This is a genomic window from Xanthomonas sp. NCPPB 2250 (genome assembly GCF_056725265.1).
The window spans coordinates 2,781,872-2,796,966 of the sequence record NZ_CM161520.1; the positions used below are offsets into that span (position 1 = coordinate 2,781,872).

General features: G+C 70.9%; 18 protein-coding genes. 10 read left to right on the forward strand and 8 right to left on the reverse strand.

All coding sequences use genetic code 11. The annotated features are described in order from the left end of the window. Positions 1-5: 5 nt before the first annotated feature. The 8 genes from AC1PMG_RS10815 to AC1PMG_RS10850 are packed head-to-tail and all read right to left on the reverse strand — an operon-like array spanning position 6 to position 7,460. Positions 6-1,172, reverse strand: a complete 1,167-nt coding sequence (locus tag AC1PMG_RS10815) for a hypothetical protein (protein ID WP_481108897.1) — start codon at positions 1,170-1,172, stop codon at positions 6-8. Next, positions 1,169-2,110 (reverse strand): glycosyltransferase family 2 protein, encoded by a 942-nt coding sequence (locus AC1PMG_RS10820; RefSeq protein WP_481108898.1) that lies wholly within the window; start codon positions 2,108-2,110, stop codon positions 1,169-1,171. Before AC1PMG_RS10820 ends, AC1PMG_RS10815 begins: the two co-directional genes overlap by 4 nt. Continuing rightward, positions 2,110-3,363, reverse strand: a complete 1,254-nt coding sequence (locus tag AC1PMG_RS10825) for an O-antigen translocase (protein ID WP_481108899.1) — start codon at positions 3,361-3,363, stop codon at positions 2,110-2,112. The genes AC1PMG_RS10820 and AC1PMG_RS10825 overlap by 1 nt, the downstream gene beginning before the upstream one ends. After that, on the reverse strand, positions 3,360-4,490 hold the full coding sequence (locus AC1PMG_RS10830; RefSeq protein WP_481108900.1) for a DegT/DnrJ/EryC1/StrS family aminotransferase: 1,131 nt from the start codon (positions 4,488-4,490) through the stop codon (positions 3,360-3,362). The genes AC1PMG_RS10825 and AC1PMG_RS10830 overlap by 4 nt, the downstream gene beginning before the upstream one ends. Continuing rightward, positions 4,487-5,422: a GNAT family N-acetyltransferase gene (locus AC1PMG_RS10835; RefSeq protein WP_481108901.1), complete on the reverse strand. Its 936-nt coding sequence runs from the start codon at positions 5,420-5,422 to the stop codon at positions 4,487-4,489. The genes AC1PMG_RS10830 and AC1PMG_RS10835 overlap by 4 nt, the downstream gene beginning before the upstream one ends. Beyond that, complete coding sequence (locus tag AC1PMG_RS10840) at positions 5,409-6,368, reverse strand: hypothetical protein (protein WP_481108902.1); 960 nt, start codon at positions 6,366-6,368, stop codon at positions 5,409-5,411. Before AC1PMG_RS10840 ends, AC1PMG_RS10835 begins: the two co-directional genes overlap by 14 nt. Before the next feature lie 5 nt (positions 6,369-6,373). Next, the gene (locus AC1PMG_RS10845; protein WP_481108903.1) at positions 6,374-7,039 is read right to left on the reverse strand and encodes an acetyltransferase; all 666 of its coding nucleotides are present in this window, start codon (positions 7,037-7,039) and stop codon (positions 6,374-6,376) included. Positions 7,040-7,043: 4 nt separating this feature from the next. Then, positions 7,044-7,460, reverse strand: a complete 417-nt coding sequence (locus AC1PMG_RS10850) for a sugar 3,4-ketoisomerase (RefSeq protein ID WP_150409103.1) — start codon at positions 7,458-7,460, stop codon at positions 7,044-7,046. Positions 7,461-7,737: 277 nt separating this feature from the next. Here AC1PMG_RS10850 and AC1PMG_RS10855 point away from each other — a divergent pair, with 277 nt between their 5' ends. The 10 genes from AC1PMG_RS10855 to ccmE all read left to right on the forward strand — a co-directional run bounded on the left by AC1PMG_RS10855 (position 7,738) and on the right by ccmE (position 15,077). Beyond that, positions 7,738-8,250 carry a cytochrome b gene (locus tag AC1PMG_RS10855; protein WP_017916198.1) on the forward strand — a complete coding sequence of 171 codons (513 nt, stop codon included), beginning with the start codon at positions 7,738-7,740 and terminating at the stop codon, positions 8,248-8,250. Between the two features lie 65 nt (positions 8,251-8,315). Continuing rightward, the gene (locus tag AC1PMG_RS10860) at positions 8,316-9,680 is read left to right on the forward strand and encodes a cytochrome C (RefSeq protein ID WP_481108904.1); all 1,365 of its coding nucleotides are present in this window, start codon (positions 8,316-8,318) and stop codon (positions 9,678-9,680) included. Between the two features lie 23 nt (positions 9,681-9,703). Then, positions 9,704-10,099, forward strand: coding sequence for a c-type cytochrome (locus tag AC1PMG_RS10865; protein ID WP_481108905.1), 396 nt, complete (start codon positions 9,704-9,706; stop codon positions 10,097-10,099). Between the two features lie 184 nt (positions 10,100-10,283). Further along, complete coding sequence (locus AC1PMG_RS10870) at positions 10,284-10,985, forward strand: hypothetical protein (RefSeq protein WP_481108906.1); 702 nt, start codon at positions 10,284-10,286, stop codon at positions 10,983-10,985. Positions 10,986-11,048: 63 nt separating this feature from the next. Next, entirely contained in the window at positions 11,049-11,630 is a 582-nt protein-coding gene (locus AC1PMG_RS10875) for an RNA polymerase sigma factor (protein WP_017913785.1), read from the forward strand. Next, positions 11,630-12,271 carry a zf-HC2 domain-containing protein gene (locus AC1PMG_RS10880; protein WP_481108907.1) on the forward strand — a complete coding sequence of 214 codons (642 nt, stop codon included), beginning with the start codon at positions 11,630-11,632 and terminating at the stop codon, positions 12,269-12,271. The genes AC1PMG_RS10875 and AC1PMG_RS10880 overlap by 1 nt, the downstream gene beginning before the upstream one ends. Beyond that, entirely contained in the window at positions 12,268-13,596 is a 1,329-nt protein-coding gene (locus AC1PMG_RS10885) for a S8 family serine peptidase (protein ID WP_481108908.1), read from the forward strand. Before AC1PMG_RS10880 ends, AC1PMG_RS10885 begins: the two co-directional genes overlap by 4 nt. Positions 13,597-13,604: 8 nt before the next feature. Then, positions 13,605-14,405: a heme ABC transporter permease gene (locus AC1PMG_RS10890; protein WP_481108909.1), complete on the forward strand. Its 801-nt coding sequence runs from the start codon at positions 13,605-13,607 to the stop codon at positions 14,403-14,405. Next, positions 14,402-14,614 carry a heme exporter protein CcmD gene (ccmD, locus tag AC1PMG_RS10895; RefSeq protein ID WP_481108910.1) on the forward strand — a complete coding sequence of 71 codons (213 nt, stop codon included), beginning with the start codon at positions 14,402-14,404 and terminating at the stop codon, positions 14,612-14,614. Before AC1PMG_RS10890 ends, ccmD begins: the two co-directional genes overlap by 4 nt. Further along, complete coding sequence (ccmE, locus tag AC1PMG_RS10900; RefSeq protein WP_342072736.1) at positions 14,598-15,077, forward strand: cytochrome c maturation protein CcmE; 480 nt, start codon at positions 14,598-14,600, stop codon at positions 15,075-15,077. Before ccmD ends, ccmE begins: the two co-directional genes overlap by 17 nt. Positions 15,078-15,095 lie beyond the last annotated feature (18 nt).

Consider the following 15,095-nt stretch of genomic DNA (forward strand, 5'->3'; position numbering starts at 1 on the left):
GTCGGTCATGGCAGCGAGGATCTCGGGGAAACGGAAGGCAGAGCCGTGGACGGCGCGGCGTCGCGGCGGTTCGGCAGCAAGGCGCTGCAGGCGTGCAACAGCAGGCACAGCGCGACGAAGCCGGCATTGGTCCAGGTGAAGGCCTGCGGCGCGAACGGCGACATCACGCAGGCATAGGCGATGCGCAGGAACACCAGCAGGTTGAACAGCGCCACGCCGCGACCGAGCAGGCGTACGCTCCACAGCAGCGCCGCGTACAGCGCCAGCATCGCCGCCAGCGCGGCGCCGGGGCCGCCGGCCAGCAGGAACGGCAGGAACTCGGTGCCGACATTGATGTTCGGCGCGTCCAGCGGGATGCCGGTCCCGGCGGTGGCGATGGAACCGCTGAGCGGCACCAGTTGGTTGATCAGGAAACTGGCGTTCTCGTAGCCCTTGCTGAGCAGCGCGCCGAAGTTGTACGGGCCGGCGACGATGTACAGCAGCAGCCACTTGATGCCCTGCGGTGCGGCCCGGTACAGCGCGCCGAACGGCAGCGCCACCGACTCCAGCGAGCCCGAGCGCAGCGTGCCCAACAGCGAGAACGCGGCGGCGCCGGCGCACAGCAGCGCCAGCACCCGTTTCCACGGCAGCGGCCGCGCCGGGTCGCGGCGCAGCAAGAGCAGCAGGCCCACACTGAATACCGCCGCGAACAGGCGGTTGCGGTCGATCACCAGCACCGGGAAGGTGAAGCCGGCCAGCAGCAGCGCGTTGCGCACGCTGCGCTCGCGCACGCACAGCAGGCCGATCGGCGGCAGGATCCAGCACATGTTCGATACATGCCGCACGTGCGATTGCAGCGGGCTCAGGTCGGCGTAGGCGGAGGGGTTGTGCAGCAACGGGATCGGGAACAGCAACAGGTCCAGCAGGCAGAACAGGCCCACCGCCGCGGCCAGGCCGAGCGCGACGAAGGCCTCGCGGGTGCCGGCGTACTCGCGCGACCGGAACGCCGCCAGCGGCGGCAGGCGGATGCCGAGCAGCGCATCCAGGCCCAGCGTCGCCACCGCCACGGCGGCCAGCAGTGCGATGCCGGCGAGATAGCCGGGCGGCAGGTCGAAACTGAGCAGTGTCAGCGCGCAGCTCAGCAGCAGCGGCAGGCCGAAATACGCCGACGGCAGGCGCAGCAGGCGGCTCATCCGCGCTCGGCCAGCGTCGGTTGGCCGCCCTGGCGCAGCCGCGCCAACAGCGACAGCCACGCATGCGCCAGCAGGTGTCCGCCCAGGGCCAGCGGGCTGCGCCGCAGGAACGCGATCTTCGCGGCGATGTAGTGCGCCTGCGCGTGCAGCAGGGTGCGGCAGGCCGGATCGAACAAGCGCGCGCGACGCAGCGCCACCTGCCGCGACTCGGCCAGGTTGGCCAGGCGGCTGGGCAGATGCCGGGTGCGGCTGGCGTTGTGGTCGTGCACGCGGTAGGCGCAGACCGCCACGTCCAGGAAGCCCAGGGCGTCGCGCGCGACCAGGCGCAGGAAGAAGTCCCAGTCCTCGATGCGCAGGCCCTCGTCCCATCCCGCGCCCGGCTGCAGCGCACTGCGCCGGACCAGCGCCACCGCCCCGCTCACCGCCCAGTGGCGGATCACCGCGCGGCGGATGCCGGCCTCGCTCAGGTACAGGCGTTTGTCCACGCCGTGCAGGTCGCGCATGCTGCTCTGGTGCACGGTGCGGCCCTGGGTGTCGACCACGATGGCGTCGCCGATCACCGCGGCCTTGTGCGGATGCGCGCCAAGATATGCCACCTGCACGCCCAGCCCGCCGGGCAGCAGGTAATCGTCGCTGGCCCCCAAGCGCAGGAACTCGCCGCGCGCCATCGCCACCAGGTGGTTGAGCGTGGCGGCGATGCCGAGGTTCTCGCGCGGCCAGAAGCGCACGTGCAACCTGTCGCCGTGCTGCGCGATCCACGCGGCGATGCGCTCGGCGGTGCCGTCGCTGGAGCCGTCGTCGACGATCACCAGCTCCTTGTTCGGGTACGGGTCTTCCAGCACGCTGTCCAGGCAGCGCTGCACGAAGCGCGCGTGGTTGTAGGCCGGAATCAGCACCGACACCAGCGGCAGCGTCGGCGGGGTGTGTGTCGCGTCCATCAGCCCAGTCCTCGCAGGTAGCGGCGCACCACCAGCATGTTGAACGCCAGGTACAGCGCGTAGTTGCAGGCGAACGCATAGACCGCGCCGATCAGGCCCATGCGCGCGGTGAACAGCACCACCAGTCCCAGGTAGCTGGCGGCGAACAGGCATTCGGAGAGCACGAACAGCCGCGTCATCGCCTTGGCCAGCATCAGGTAGGACAGCACGAAGGAGGCGATCTTGAGCACGTCGCCCAGCAGCTGCGGCGCGTACAGCGGCAGTGCGGCGGCGAAATCGGCCGAGAACAGCAGGTGGGTGATCCAGTCGCGGCACAGGTACACCGCCGCCGCGGCGAGGAGCACCGCCGGCAGCACGTAGCGGTAGGCACCGCGCAGTTCCTGCCACAGCGCCTGCCGCGTATGCAGCGCCGCCAACTTGGGCAGGTAGTAGACGTTGATGGCGGTGGTGAAGAACAGCAGATAGGCATCGGAGACGCGGCTCACCGCCTGCCAGTAACCGACCTGCTGCCAGCCGAACTGGCCGGCCAGGTGATCGCGCACGCCGATGTTGACCAGCAGCGGCAGCAGCGCCGAGGCCAGGGTCATGACGGAGAAGCCGGCCAGTCGCCGCACCATCGCCGGGTCGAAACGGATGCGCAGCATCTCGCGGCGGAAATACGGGCTGCGTCGCAGCGCCGGCACGCCGGCGCACAGCCAGGCCACCTGCCCCAGCACCAGGCCCAGTAGCGCCCCGGACAGGCCCATGCCGTGCGCCAGCGCGGCCACCAGCAGCACGCTCAGCACCGCACCGGCTACCTGGACGAAGGCCAGCCGGCGCACGTCCATGAAGCCGTTGACCACCGCCAGGATGTAGTTGGCCAGCGCAATGCCGAGCTGCGCCACCGCCAGCACGCAGATCAGCGGCTGGTACTGCGCGTCGCCGAGCAGGCGCTCGGCGATCAGGCGGCTGCAAAGCAGCGCGGCCACGCCCATCGCACACGCGGCGACGCAGGCGTAGCCGAGTGCGCTGCCGAGCAGCCGGGTCAGTGCCGGTGCATCGTCGCGGTACTCGGCCACGTACTTGACCACGCCGGCGCCGATGCCGCCGCCGGCCACCACCGCCAGCAGCGACATCAGGCTGGTGAACTGTCCGAGCCGGGCCACCCCGGCCGGGCCGGCGTACACCGCCACCAGCTTCAGCACCAGCAACGCGGACAGTAGCTTGGCCGCGGTGGCCACGCCGCTGTACACGCCGCTGCGCAGCACGTTCATGCCGCCTCACCCCCGAAACGCTGGCAGGCATCGATGACCTGCGCCACGGCCGCATCGTCCAGGGTCGGTCCGATCGGCAGGCTCAACACCTCGGCACCCAATCGCTCGCACAGCGGCAACTGCAGGGCGGCGAGTTCCGGATAGGCCGGCTGCCGGTGCGGCGGCGTCGGGTAATGCACCAGGCACTGCACGCCCTGGGCCTGCAGATGCCGTTGCAGCGCGTCGCGTTGCGCGCAGCGCACCACGAACAGGTGCCACGCGTGGGCCGCCGGGTCGGCCACCTGCGGCAAGGCGATCAGCGGATGCGCGATGCGCTCGAGATAGCGCTGGGCGATTGTGCGGCGCGCGGCGATATCGGCATCCAGGTGGCGCAGCTTGACCCGCAACAGCGCCGCCTGCAGCTCGTCCAGGCGCGAGTTCACGCCCTGCACGAGATGCCGATACTTGATGTCCGAGCCGTAGTTGCGCAGCACGCGTAGTTGCGCCGCAAGTTCGGCGTCGTCGGTGGTCACGGCGCCGCCGTCGCCCAACGCGCCCAGGTTCTTGCCGGGGAAGAAGCTGAAGCCGGCGGCGTCGCCGAAGCTGCCCGCATGGCGGCCGTCGCGGCGGGCGCCATGCGCCTGCGCGGCGTCCTCGAGCAGCAGCAACCCATGGCGCTCGGCGATGGCACGCAGTGCGGCCATGTCGGCCAGTTGCCCGTACAGGTGCACCGCCAGGATCGCCCTGGTGCGCGGGCTGATCGCCCGCTCCACCTGCGCCGGATCCAGATTGAAGCTGGCCGCCGCCGGCTCCAGCGGCACCGGCCGCAGCCGGTTCTCGCTGATCGCCAGGAAGCTGGCGATGAAGGTGTTGCCCGGCACCAGCACCTCGTCGCCTTCGCGCAGCCGGCCCAGCGCACGGTAGCCGCGCAGGATCAGGGTCAGCGCGTCCATGCCGTTGCCGACGCCGATGGCGTGGGCCGCGCCGCAGTAGGCGGCGAACTCGCGCTCGAATGCGCCCAGTTCCTCGCCGAGCACATACCAGCCCGAATCGATCACCCGTGCCGCTGCGGCCTTGAGCTCGTCGGCATAGCGCGCGTTGCTGGCGCGCAGATCCAGGAACGGCACGCTGGCCGGCGGCAGGCTCATTGCAACTCCCAACGGTAGAAATCGTGGACCACCGCGCGCGCGCCGAAGCGCTCCTTCTGCTCGACCAGGCCGGCATTGAGCACTTGGCCCTGCTGCTCGGTGGAAATGCCCAGGCTGAGGAAGTCGCGCTGGGCGTAGACCTGTTCGATCAACTCGGCCAGCAGCAGGCTCAGCGCATCGGCGCGGCGGCCCGGCTCCGAGCAGGCCAGGTATTGGGTGTGGACGACGTGGCCGAAGTCGTACACCAGCGTGCCGGCCAGCAGGTCCACGCCGTCGCGCACTTCATACGGCACGATCTGCGCCGGGAAGCGCGCGCACAGCAGGCGCAGTTCGTCCAGGCTGTGGGTCGGACGCGCGTCGTGGCGTTGCAGGACCTCGCCCAGCAGCGCATGCAGCGGCGCCGGGTCGTCCACGCGCTGCACGCGCAGCCCGGCGCGACGCGCCTTGGCCACCGAGCGCTTGCGTGCGGCGGCGAAGCGCGGCGGCGCACGCAGCGGCACCGCCGAGGACAGGTCGCGACGGTAGAGACGCGCCCCCAACCGATGCAGCGCGTACAGGTCCTCCTCCGCCGGGCTGCGGTGGAACAGATGCGGCACGGCCTTGTACAGCAGGGTGCGCACGCCGGCGTCGCGGTAATGCGCCGCGATGCGTTCGAACACCTCCAGCGTGGCCGTCGCCCGCAGCGCGTGGGTCGACACCAGACCGGCATAGCTCAGCCCGGCATGGCTGGTCACCACGTCGCCGTCGCAGTTGGCCGGGAATACCGCCACCGGCGTGCCGGCGTCCTCGACCAGCAACGAGACGTCGACGAAGCGCGCCGCGTGATACTCCATGTAGCCGCGCCGGTGCAGCAGATTGCCGTTGCGCGAGGCAGTCACCACGGCATCCCACGCCGGCGCATCGGCTGTGGTGTAGGCCCTAACCGACAGCATCGGCGTCCTCCCGGACCATGCCGGCGGGCAGCACCGCCTCGGCCACGCCAAAGCCGTCGCGCCCCATGTCGTTGCCGTTGTAGAACATCAGCAGCCGCTCGCCATGGCGGATCAGCGCCGGATAGCACAGCGTGCGCGCATCCCAGCCAGCGGCGGACAGCGGCAGGCCCAGCGCCGCGTCGCTGCGCTGCCAGTGGCGGCCGTCGTCGCTGACTGCCATGCCCGGCAGATAGGCGCCATCGCGGCTGCCGTGGGTGAAGTACATCAGATAGCGGCCATCGTGCCGGTACACCCGCGGGCGGCCGATACGGTATTCGTCGCCTTGCGGCTGCAGGCAGACGGTGTCCTGCCGCGGGATCGCCTGCAGGTCGTCGGTCTCCACGCAGCGGATGTGGTAGCGCGGATACGGCGTGCCGCCGAGCCATTCCCAGTCGTCGCCCACCGCGTACCACAGCTGCCAGCGGCCAGCGCGGTAGCGCACCGAATGCACCGCGGCGATGGTGCTGCGGCCCGGCGCGCGGTCCAGCAGCGGCGTGTCCTGGCGGCGCTGGAAGGTGTCGCCGCCATCGGTGGACACCGCCAGGCCGGTGAAGGCCAGGAACTTGGCACGGGCCACCTGCTGGAAGCCGACATAGAACATGTAGAGACCGTCCGGCCCATGCACCACGTCGCCGAGGATCATGCCGTTGTCGTCGAAACAGCCGGCGCGGCCTATGTCCAGTACGGGTGCTGCGCTGACACCCAGCACCCGGGTCGGATCGTCGGCGCGCACGTCGACGTAGCCGATGCGGCTGACGCCGGCGTCGTCGCGGAAGCCGGCATAGATGCGCAGACGCTCGGCGTCCAGCCGCAGCGGCGTCGGCGTCAACGCCGAATGCCGCATCCAGCCACCCACGCCGTCGCGCACGGTGTCGAACACCAATCCACGTTTGTGCCAGGCGAACATGTGCCTCACAGGTCCACGTCGAAGCTGGACTTGCCGGCCACCGCCCGCGCCGGCGCACCGACGTAGATGCGTCCCGGCTCGGTGTCGCGGGTCAGCAGCGCGCCGGCGCCGATCACGTTGTCGGCGGCCACCTTGACCCGGTCGCTCAGCGTGGCGTTGACCCCGACGAAGCTGCTCGCGCCGATCTCGCAGTAGCCGGAAATCACCGCATGCGAGGCCAAGAACACGTGGTCGTGGAGCACCGTGCGGTGGCCGACGTGGTTGCCGCTCCACAGGATGCAGTTGGCACCGATGCGGGTGAACGGCTGCAGCACGTTGTGCTCGAACACGAAGCAGTGCTCGCCCAGTTCCACGTTGCGCCAGACGAAGGCGTGCGAACTGACGTAGCTGGCCATGCGATAGCCGCGGCGCTTGGCGTCCAGGTAGAAGCGCGTGCGCAGCCGGTTGAGGCCGCTGGCGGGAATCGCCACGAACACCTCCACCTGCGACGGCGGATACCGTTGCTCGAGTTCCTCGTAGGCCACCACCGGCAGGCCGGCCAGGGTCGGCGTGGACAGGTAGTCGCGCTCCACGCTGAAGGCCAGCACCTCGTAGTCGCTGTCGTGGGTGAAGTACTCGCAGGCGATCTGCGCCAGCTCGCCGGCGCCGACGATGACCAGGGGACGTGCCATGGCTTCAGGCCTCCTGCCGGCGCAGGCCCGCGGCTTCGCGCAGGAACTCGTCGTAGTCGAAGATGTAGTCGGTGGGATCGTAGGCCTGGTCGGCGAGCACCATCAGCACGCAGTCTTCGCTGAAGTCGTAGAGATCGCGCCAGACCATGCTGCCGAGCAGCAGGCCCTGCCGCGGATCGTCCAGCACCACCTGCATCGGGCCATTGCCGTCGTCGAGCAGGAACGACACCGAACCGTGCAGCGCCACCGCCAACTGGTTGAGATGGCGGTGCGCATGCTGGCCGCGGTGCACGCCGTTGCGGGTGGCGAACAGGTAGTACACGCGGCGGATGTCGAAAGGCACGTCGCGCTGTTGTTCCAGCGCCACGAGCTGCCCGCGCGCATCGCCGTGCGTCCGCAACTGGATTCGTTCGATTGCCATCAGAGTGCCCGACCGGGCTCCACATCGGAGTGTCCAGGCTGAGTGCCGCCGGTCTGCGGAAAGGTTGCGCGAGGCCGACGCGCAGCGCGAGGCAACCTTTCGCCGCAGCGCCGGCACCCATCGACGACCACCGCTGCCGCGATGCCCCGCCGGCATCGGCCTGCGTCCCACTTCGTTGCCCCCAAGGACACCGCGTACCGCCATGACCTCGCCCACGCCGGCCGCTCCGCCCCCCCCTGTGTCCCCTGCCGCCGCGTCGGCCGCGTTGCCGCGGCCGATGGTGTGGCTGCACTGGCTCACCGTGCTGTGCCTGGTGCTGGCGGCGGGGCTGATCCTGCTGCGCGAAGAGGTCGAAGGCCGCATGTGGCGGCAGTGGCTGCTGGAAGGCCACCGCCACTTCGGCCTGTTCGTGCTCGGCCTGTTCTGCCTGCGCGTCGCGCTGCGCATGCGCCTGGGCAAGCGCCACGACCCGGAGGCCGGTTCGGCGCTGATGCGCTTGCTGGCCGGCGCCACCCACGTGGTGATGTACGCGCTGCTGCTGACCCTGCCGGTGCTGGGTTGGGCGCTGAGCCAATCGATGGGCAAGCCGGTGCATCTGTTCGGCGCGACGCTGCCGGAACTGGTCGCGCCCGATCCCGATCTCGCCGACACCCTGGGCGCCTGGCACGTGGACGCGGCCTGGCTGCTGCTCGGCCTGATCCTGCTGCACATCGGCGCGGCGCTGTGGCACCACCTCGTCCGCCGCGACGCGGTGCTGCAACGGATGCTGCCGTTCCTGCGCCGCCGCTGAGCCGCGTCTCCCTCCCCCGTTTGCGTCCGTCGCCGCCCCCACCCGCCCGCCAAAGGACTTTCCGCATGCACCAGGCCCTGTCGTCCCCCTCCACCTTCTCCCGCAGCGACAGGACGCGCGGCGCCGAGCAGGCGCTGCTGTGGTCGGCGCTCGGTTCGCTGCTGCTGGTGCTGAGCCCGCGCGCGGCCGCGGTGCCGGCATTCGCGCGGCAGACCGGCTCGTCCTGCGCCGACTGCCACATCGGCGCCTACGGCCCGGCGCTGACCCCGTACGGCATGCGCTTCAAGCTCGGCGGCTACACCGACAGCGACGGCAACGGCACCAAGATCCCGGTGTCCGCGCAGCTCACCGCCAACCGCAGCGTGCCGGCGCGCGGCGAGAGCCGCACCCGCTTCAGCGAAGCCGACCTGTACCTGGCCGGACGCATCACCGACAACGTCGGCGGCTACGTCAAGGTCGCCAGGACCAACAACGGCAAGAACGACTACACCACGCGCCTGGACAACGTGGACCTGCGCGCGGTGGTCAAGAGTTTCCAGCTCGGCGGCAAGGACACCCTGCTCGGCGTCAGCGTCAACAACAATCCCGGCAGCCAGGATCCGATCGGCATGCTGCCCAACGCCTCCGGCCTGGGTCCGGCCTCGGCCTATGCCAGTTCGACCACCCTGCTCAACCAGTCGTCGCTGTCCAACCGGGTGATCGGCACCAGCGTCTACGGCCTGTACGACCGCAACTGGTACGGCGAAGTCGGCACCTACACCGCCCTGCCGGTGTCGACGCAGGACGATCTCGGCTACGCCATCGGCGGCGATCCCGGCAAGCTCAGCGACACCGGCTACCTGCGCCTGAGCTACATGAAGGACCTCAAGCGGCAGTTCTTCTCCGCCGGCGTGGTTGCGCTGACCACGCGCCGGCAGCTGCCGCGCGACACCGGCCCGCGCGACGACTTCACCGACCTCGGCTACGACCTCAACTACCAGTTCCTGGGCACCCGCGAGCACATCCTCAAGCTCGGCTACCTCAACATCTACGAGCGCCGCCGCTACGGCAGCGCACTGATCGACCCGACCAACCCGGCCCTGGCCGGCCCGCGCCGGGCCATCGTGCGCGACCAGTCGATCAGCCTCAACTACACCTACAAGCAGAGCTACAGCCTGCTGCTGGCGCACTTCATCAACACCGGCTCGGACGATCCGTTCCGCTACCGCCCGTACGGTGCACCGGACACCACCAGCAACCTGATCAGCGCCTCGTGGGCACCGTTCGGCAAGGACGACAGCTACTCGTCGATCTCCAACCTGCGCCTGTCCGCGACCTGGTTCCGTTTCAGCAAGTTCAACGGCAGCACCGGCAACGTGTTCGGGGCCACCCCGGTCACCCGCCCGCGCGACCTCAACCAGTTCGCGCTGAGCCTGAGCCTCGCTTTCTGATCCCCCCGCACGGAGCTTCCCCCATGAAACGCACCAATGCCTTGTCCCTATGCACCCTGCTGGCCGGCCTGCTGCCGCTGGCCGCCGCGGTGGCGCCGTCCGCACGGGCCGCCGGCGGCATGCCCGGCGCCGGCGTGTTCGCCAGCGAATGCGCCGAATGCCACAGCGCCGCGCCGGCCAAGAACAAGAAGGGCCCGACCCTGTTCGGCGTGGCCGGGCGCCGCGCCGGCAGCGTGCCGGACTACGCCTATTCCGACGCGATGAAGCAGAGCCAGTGGACCTGGAGCGACGACAAGCTGCGCAGCTACCTGTCGCAACCGGCGTCCAAGGCCCTGCCCGGCGGCAAGATGAAGTACGACGGCCTGGACGACGCCAAGCAGTTGCAGGACCTGATCGCCTACCTGCACAGCCTGCATTGAACTCGCTGCCCGATCCGGTCATATTCGGCGCCCGACGGGCCGGCCAGCGTGCCGCGCCCGTGCCCGATTCCTGACCTGCGAGCATCGAGTCACCGTGCGTTTTTTGCCTGCCGTCCGCGGCGCCTCGTCCCGGCCACCCGCCGTCGCCCAGCGTTGCAGGACGGGCACCGCGCTCCGGCGGTCAGTGCATCCGTGCGCCGGCGCGGCGCTGGCCCTGGCGCTGGCCGCCCTGCATGCACCCGCGGCGATGGCCGGCGATGTCGGCGGCGCCGCCGGGGTCAGCTCGCAACTGGTCGACCGCGGCATCGCCGTGACCCGCGCTACCCCGACCCTGCAGGGCGCGCTGTTCTGGCTGCCGGCGCCGGGCTGGTCGCTGAGCGGCTCGGCCAGCGTGGCGCTGGGCGCGCCGGGCAAGGTGCTGATGGGCAGCGTCGGCCTGTCGCGCAGTTGGACCGTGTCCGACAGCTGGCAAGTGCAGGCCGAGGCGCTGCTGTACCGCTACCCTGGCGCACGCGCCAACCGCCTGTTCAACCGCGACGAGGTCAGCCTGGGCTGGAGCTACCGCGACCGGTTGAGCCTGTCGCTGGCCGCCTTCCGCATGCCCGACAGCGGCCTGCAGCAGCGCTGGTACGGTGCGCTGGACCTGACCGCGCACCAGCCGCTGACCGGCCCGCTGTCGCTGTCGGCCGGGGTCGGCGTCAGCCAGGCACCGCCGGCCCTGTACGGGCTGGAGTACACCGCGCACTATCGCTACGGCCACGCCGGGCTGATCTGGACCACTGGGCGCTGGAGCGTGGAGGTGGACCGCGTGTTCGGCAACGCCCGCACCGGCTATGCCGACCGCGGCCTGTGGCCGTGGGTGGCCAGTGTCTCCCGCAGCTTCTGAGTCCAGCGCAACCTTTCCGTGCCGCCCCGGCACATACCGGTGCCCGTTGCCACACCTGCCCCCATGAACGACACCGACCTGCTCGGCGATGCCACCGACCGCATGCTGCTCCGGCGCATGGCCGCCAGCGACCGCGAGGCGCTGACCCGCCTGTACCGCGCCTACCACGGGCGCCTGTGCCGGTTTTTGTCGCGGCTGACCCGGCGCCCGGACATCATCGAGGAAGCGATCAACGACTGCTTCTGGATCGTCTGGCAGAAGGCAGGCGACTTCCGCGGCGATTCGCAGGTCTCGACCTGGATCATGGGCATCGCCTACCGCTGCGGGCTCAAGGCGATCCGCCACCACAGCGACGACGCCATCGACGACGGCGTGGCCGCCGAGGACCACGCCGCGGCGGCCGACCCGGACGAGGACCGCGAGCTGCGCGACTGGTTGGGCAAGGGCCTGGAACGCCTGTCGGCCGACCAGCGCCTGGTGGTGGAACTGGTCTACGGCCTCGGCCACAAGCTGGAAGAGGTCGCCGCGATCATGCAGTGCCCGGTGGGCACCATCAAAGCCCGGTTGTTCCATGCCCGGGTCAAACTTCGCAACGTGTTGCCGGGATTGGCCGGCGATGCGTCCACGCTGACGGAGAGCGCGTGATGAAAACGGGCTTCAACGAGCCGGGCAACGAGTGCGCGCATGCCTGGGACCTGATGCCGTGGGTGCTGCAGGACAGCGCCACGGAAGCCGAAAACGAGTGGCTGGTCGCGCACCTGGCCAAGTGCCGGCACTGCAGCGCCGAGTTCGCCCAGCAGAGCCGCCTGCGCATGGCCATGACCCTGCCCAGCGACGTGCCGGTGGACGCCGAGGCCGGGCTGCAGCGCCTGCTGCAGCGCCTGGACGCGCCGGTCCCGCAGGCGCCGCCGCAGCGCAGCCGCACCAGCTGGACCACGCGGGCGCTGGTCGCCGCCGCGCTGCTGCAGGCGGTGGGCCTGGGCGTGCTGGGCCTGCGCCTGTCCGCCGAGCACGAGCGCAGCACCGCCTACCGCACCCTCAGCGATGCCGCACAGCCGCTGGCGGCCGACGCGATCCGGGTGGTACCGGACGCGCGCATGACCCTGGCCGACTGGGACGCGCTGTTGCGCAAGCTGCAGCTGCGGGTGATCGGCGGCCCCAACGCCGCCGGCGCCTACACCGTGGTGCCGACCCAGGCCGGGTCGCCGGCGCAGCCGCAGCGCAGCGTGCAACAGTTGCGCGCCACCGCCGGCATCCGCCTGGCGGAGCCGATCGCCGCGCCATGAAGCTGCGTCTCGCCAGCCTGCTCCTCGCCTGCCTGGGCCTGGGCGCCTGCGCCCATGCCGCGCCGGCGGCCGTCGCCGATCCGGCGCCCGCGGCGGACGCCAAGGCGCCCAGCCTGGATCCGTCGCCGGCGCTGGACAGCGAGCGCCAGATCGTCCTCGCCGTGGCCAACCCGATGGCCGCGCCGAGCCGCCACGCCGGCTCCAACCTGCTCGGCTACGCCTCCGCCCGCTACTACGGCGCCGGCACCCAGGCAGTCGCCACCCTGGACGCGCTGAACAAGCGCTACGGCCTGCGCCAGGTCGCCGGCTGGCCGATCAAGGCGCTGGGGCTGTACTGCGTGGTGCTGGAGCCGGCACCGGGCAGCGACCGCGCGGCGCTGCTGGCGCAACTGGCCAAGGACGACCGGGTGGCGCTGTCGCAGCCGCTGCAGGACTTCGGTACGTATTCGACCGACAGCCAGGCTGCGGCCGCACCGGCGCAGCCGCTGCGCTACAACGATCCCTACGTGGACATGCAGCGCGGCTTCGCCGCGACCAACGCGGCCACCGCGCAGGCGCTGAGCCAGGGCCAGGGCGTGGACGTGGCGATCGTCGACACCGGCGTGGACACCGCGCACCCGGACCTGCGCGGGCGCCTGCGCACCACCCGCGACCTGGTCGCCGCCGACCCGGGCGCGTTCAACCGCGACCACCACGGCACCGAGGTCGCCGGCATCATCGCCGCCGGCAGCAACAACCACCTGGGCATCGTCGGCATCGCACCGAAGGCGATGCTCGACGTGTACAAGGCCTGCTGGTATCCGCAGCGCCCCGGCGCCGGCGCCGGCTGCAACTCCTTCACCCTGGCCAAGGCGCTGGCGGCGATCGGCGACACCCGCACCCGCATCATCAATCTCAGCCTCGGCGGCCCGGCCGACCCGCTGCTGCGCAAGCTGCTGGAACAGCTGCTGCGCGATGGCCGCATCGTGGTCGCGGCGATGCCGCCCAACGGCCGCATGGACGGGTTTCCCGACGGCATTCCCGGGGTGATCGTGGTGCGCAGCAGCGCCGCTTCGCCGGCGCCGGCGGGCGTGCTCAGCGCGCCGGGCGAGGACATCCTCACCACCCAGCCCAACGGCGGCTACGACTTCACTTCCGGCTCGTCGATGGCCACTGCCCACGTCAGCGGCGTGGTCGCACTGCTGCTGGCGCTGGCCCCGCAACTCGACGCGCGCAGCGTGCACGACCTGCTGCTGCGGACCAGCCGCACGCGCGATGGCCTGCTGCAGGTCGATGCCGCCGCCGCGGTACAGGCGCTGCCGCGCAACGCTTCCCTCGCCCGCTGAAGGCCCCCATGCGTTCCTGGATCCCGCTCTGGTTGCACCGGCTCGGCGCGCCGCCGACCTTCTACCGCGTGGCCGGCGCGGTGCGCCCGTGGAGTCTGGCCGCGGCCGTGCTGCTCGGCGCGGTGGCCTGTTACGGCGGGCTGGTGCTAGCGCCGCCGGATTACCAGCAGCACGACGCCTACCGCATCCTCTTCGTGCATGTGCCGTGCGCGTGGATGAGCCTGTTCGTCTACGCCACGATGGGCGTGGCCGGCCTGGTCGCGCTGGTGTGGCGGGTGAAACTGGCGGAAATCGCCTGCATGGCCTCGGCGCCGATCGGCGCGGCCTTCACCTTCGTCACCCTGTGCACCGGCTCGCTGTGGGGCCGGCCGATGTGGGGCACCTGGTGGACCTGGGACGCACGGCTGACCTCGGAACTGGTGCTGCTGTTCCTGTACCTGGGCGTGATCGGCCTGCACCGTGCCATCGACGATCCGCGCCAGGGCGCGCGCGCCGCCGCGCTGCTGGCGCTGGTCGGGCTGATCAACCTGCCGATCGTGCATTACTCGGTAGTGTGGTGGAACACCCTGCACCAGGGCTCCACGGTGCGCGTGCTGGGCCCGTCGAAGATGCCGCTGTCGATGCTGTGGCCGCTGCTGACCGGCGTGGTCGCCAGCAAGTGCTACTACGTCGCCAGCCTGTGCGGGCGCATGCGCAGCGACCTGCTGGCGCTGGAGCGCGGCAAGGCCTGGGTGCGTGCGATCGCGTTGCAGGCCGCGCCGGCGACGCCCGCCGACGCCGCGCCGCTGCCCGCGGAACACGCGGCATGAGCGGGTTCTGGGCGATGTGCGGCTACGCCGTCTACGTGTGGAGCGCGTACGCGCTGGCCTTGGTGGTGCTACTTCTGGACACCCTGCTGCCGCGCCGCCGCCAACGCCGCCTGCTCGCCGACATCCGTGCGCAAGTGACGCGCGAACAGGCACGCCGTGCCCGCGGCAACGTTGCGATCAACGGAGCGCACGATGCATCCCACCCGTAAGCGCCGCCTGCTGCTGGTGCTGCTGTTGCTCGGCGCCGCGGCGCTGGCCACCGGCCTGTTCGTGCTGGCCCTGCAGCACAACGTCAGCTACCTGTTCACGCCCAGCCAAGTGCAGGCCGGCGCGGCCAGGGACTACCGGGTGTTCCGGCTCGGCGGCATGGTCAAGGCCGGCTCGATCACGCGCAGCGCCGATGCGCTGCAGGTGCAGTTCACGGTGATCGACAAGGCCGGCGCCACCGCGGTTGCCTACACCGGCATCCTGCCCGACCTGTTCCGCGACAACCAGGCGGTGATCGCCACCGGCTCGATGCAGGGCGCGCGCTTCGTCGCCACCGAAGTGCTGGCCAAGCACGACGAGACCTACATGCCGCAGGAACTGAAGGACGCAATGGCGCAGGCGCATGCCGAGCGCGCCCACGTCGCTCGCGCTGCAGCGGCCGCCGCAGCGGCGGCGCGGCCATGAGGCCGATCACGCCCCACC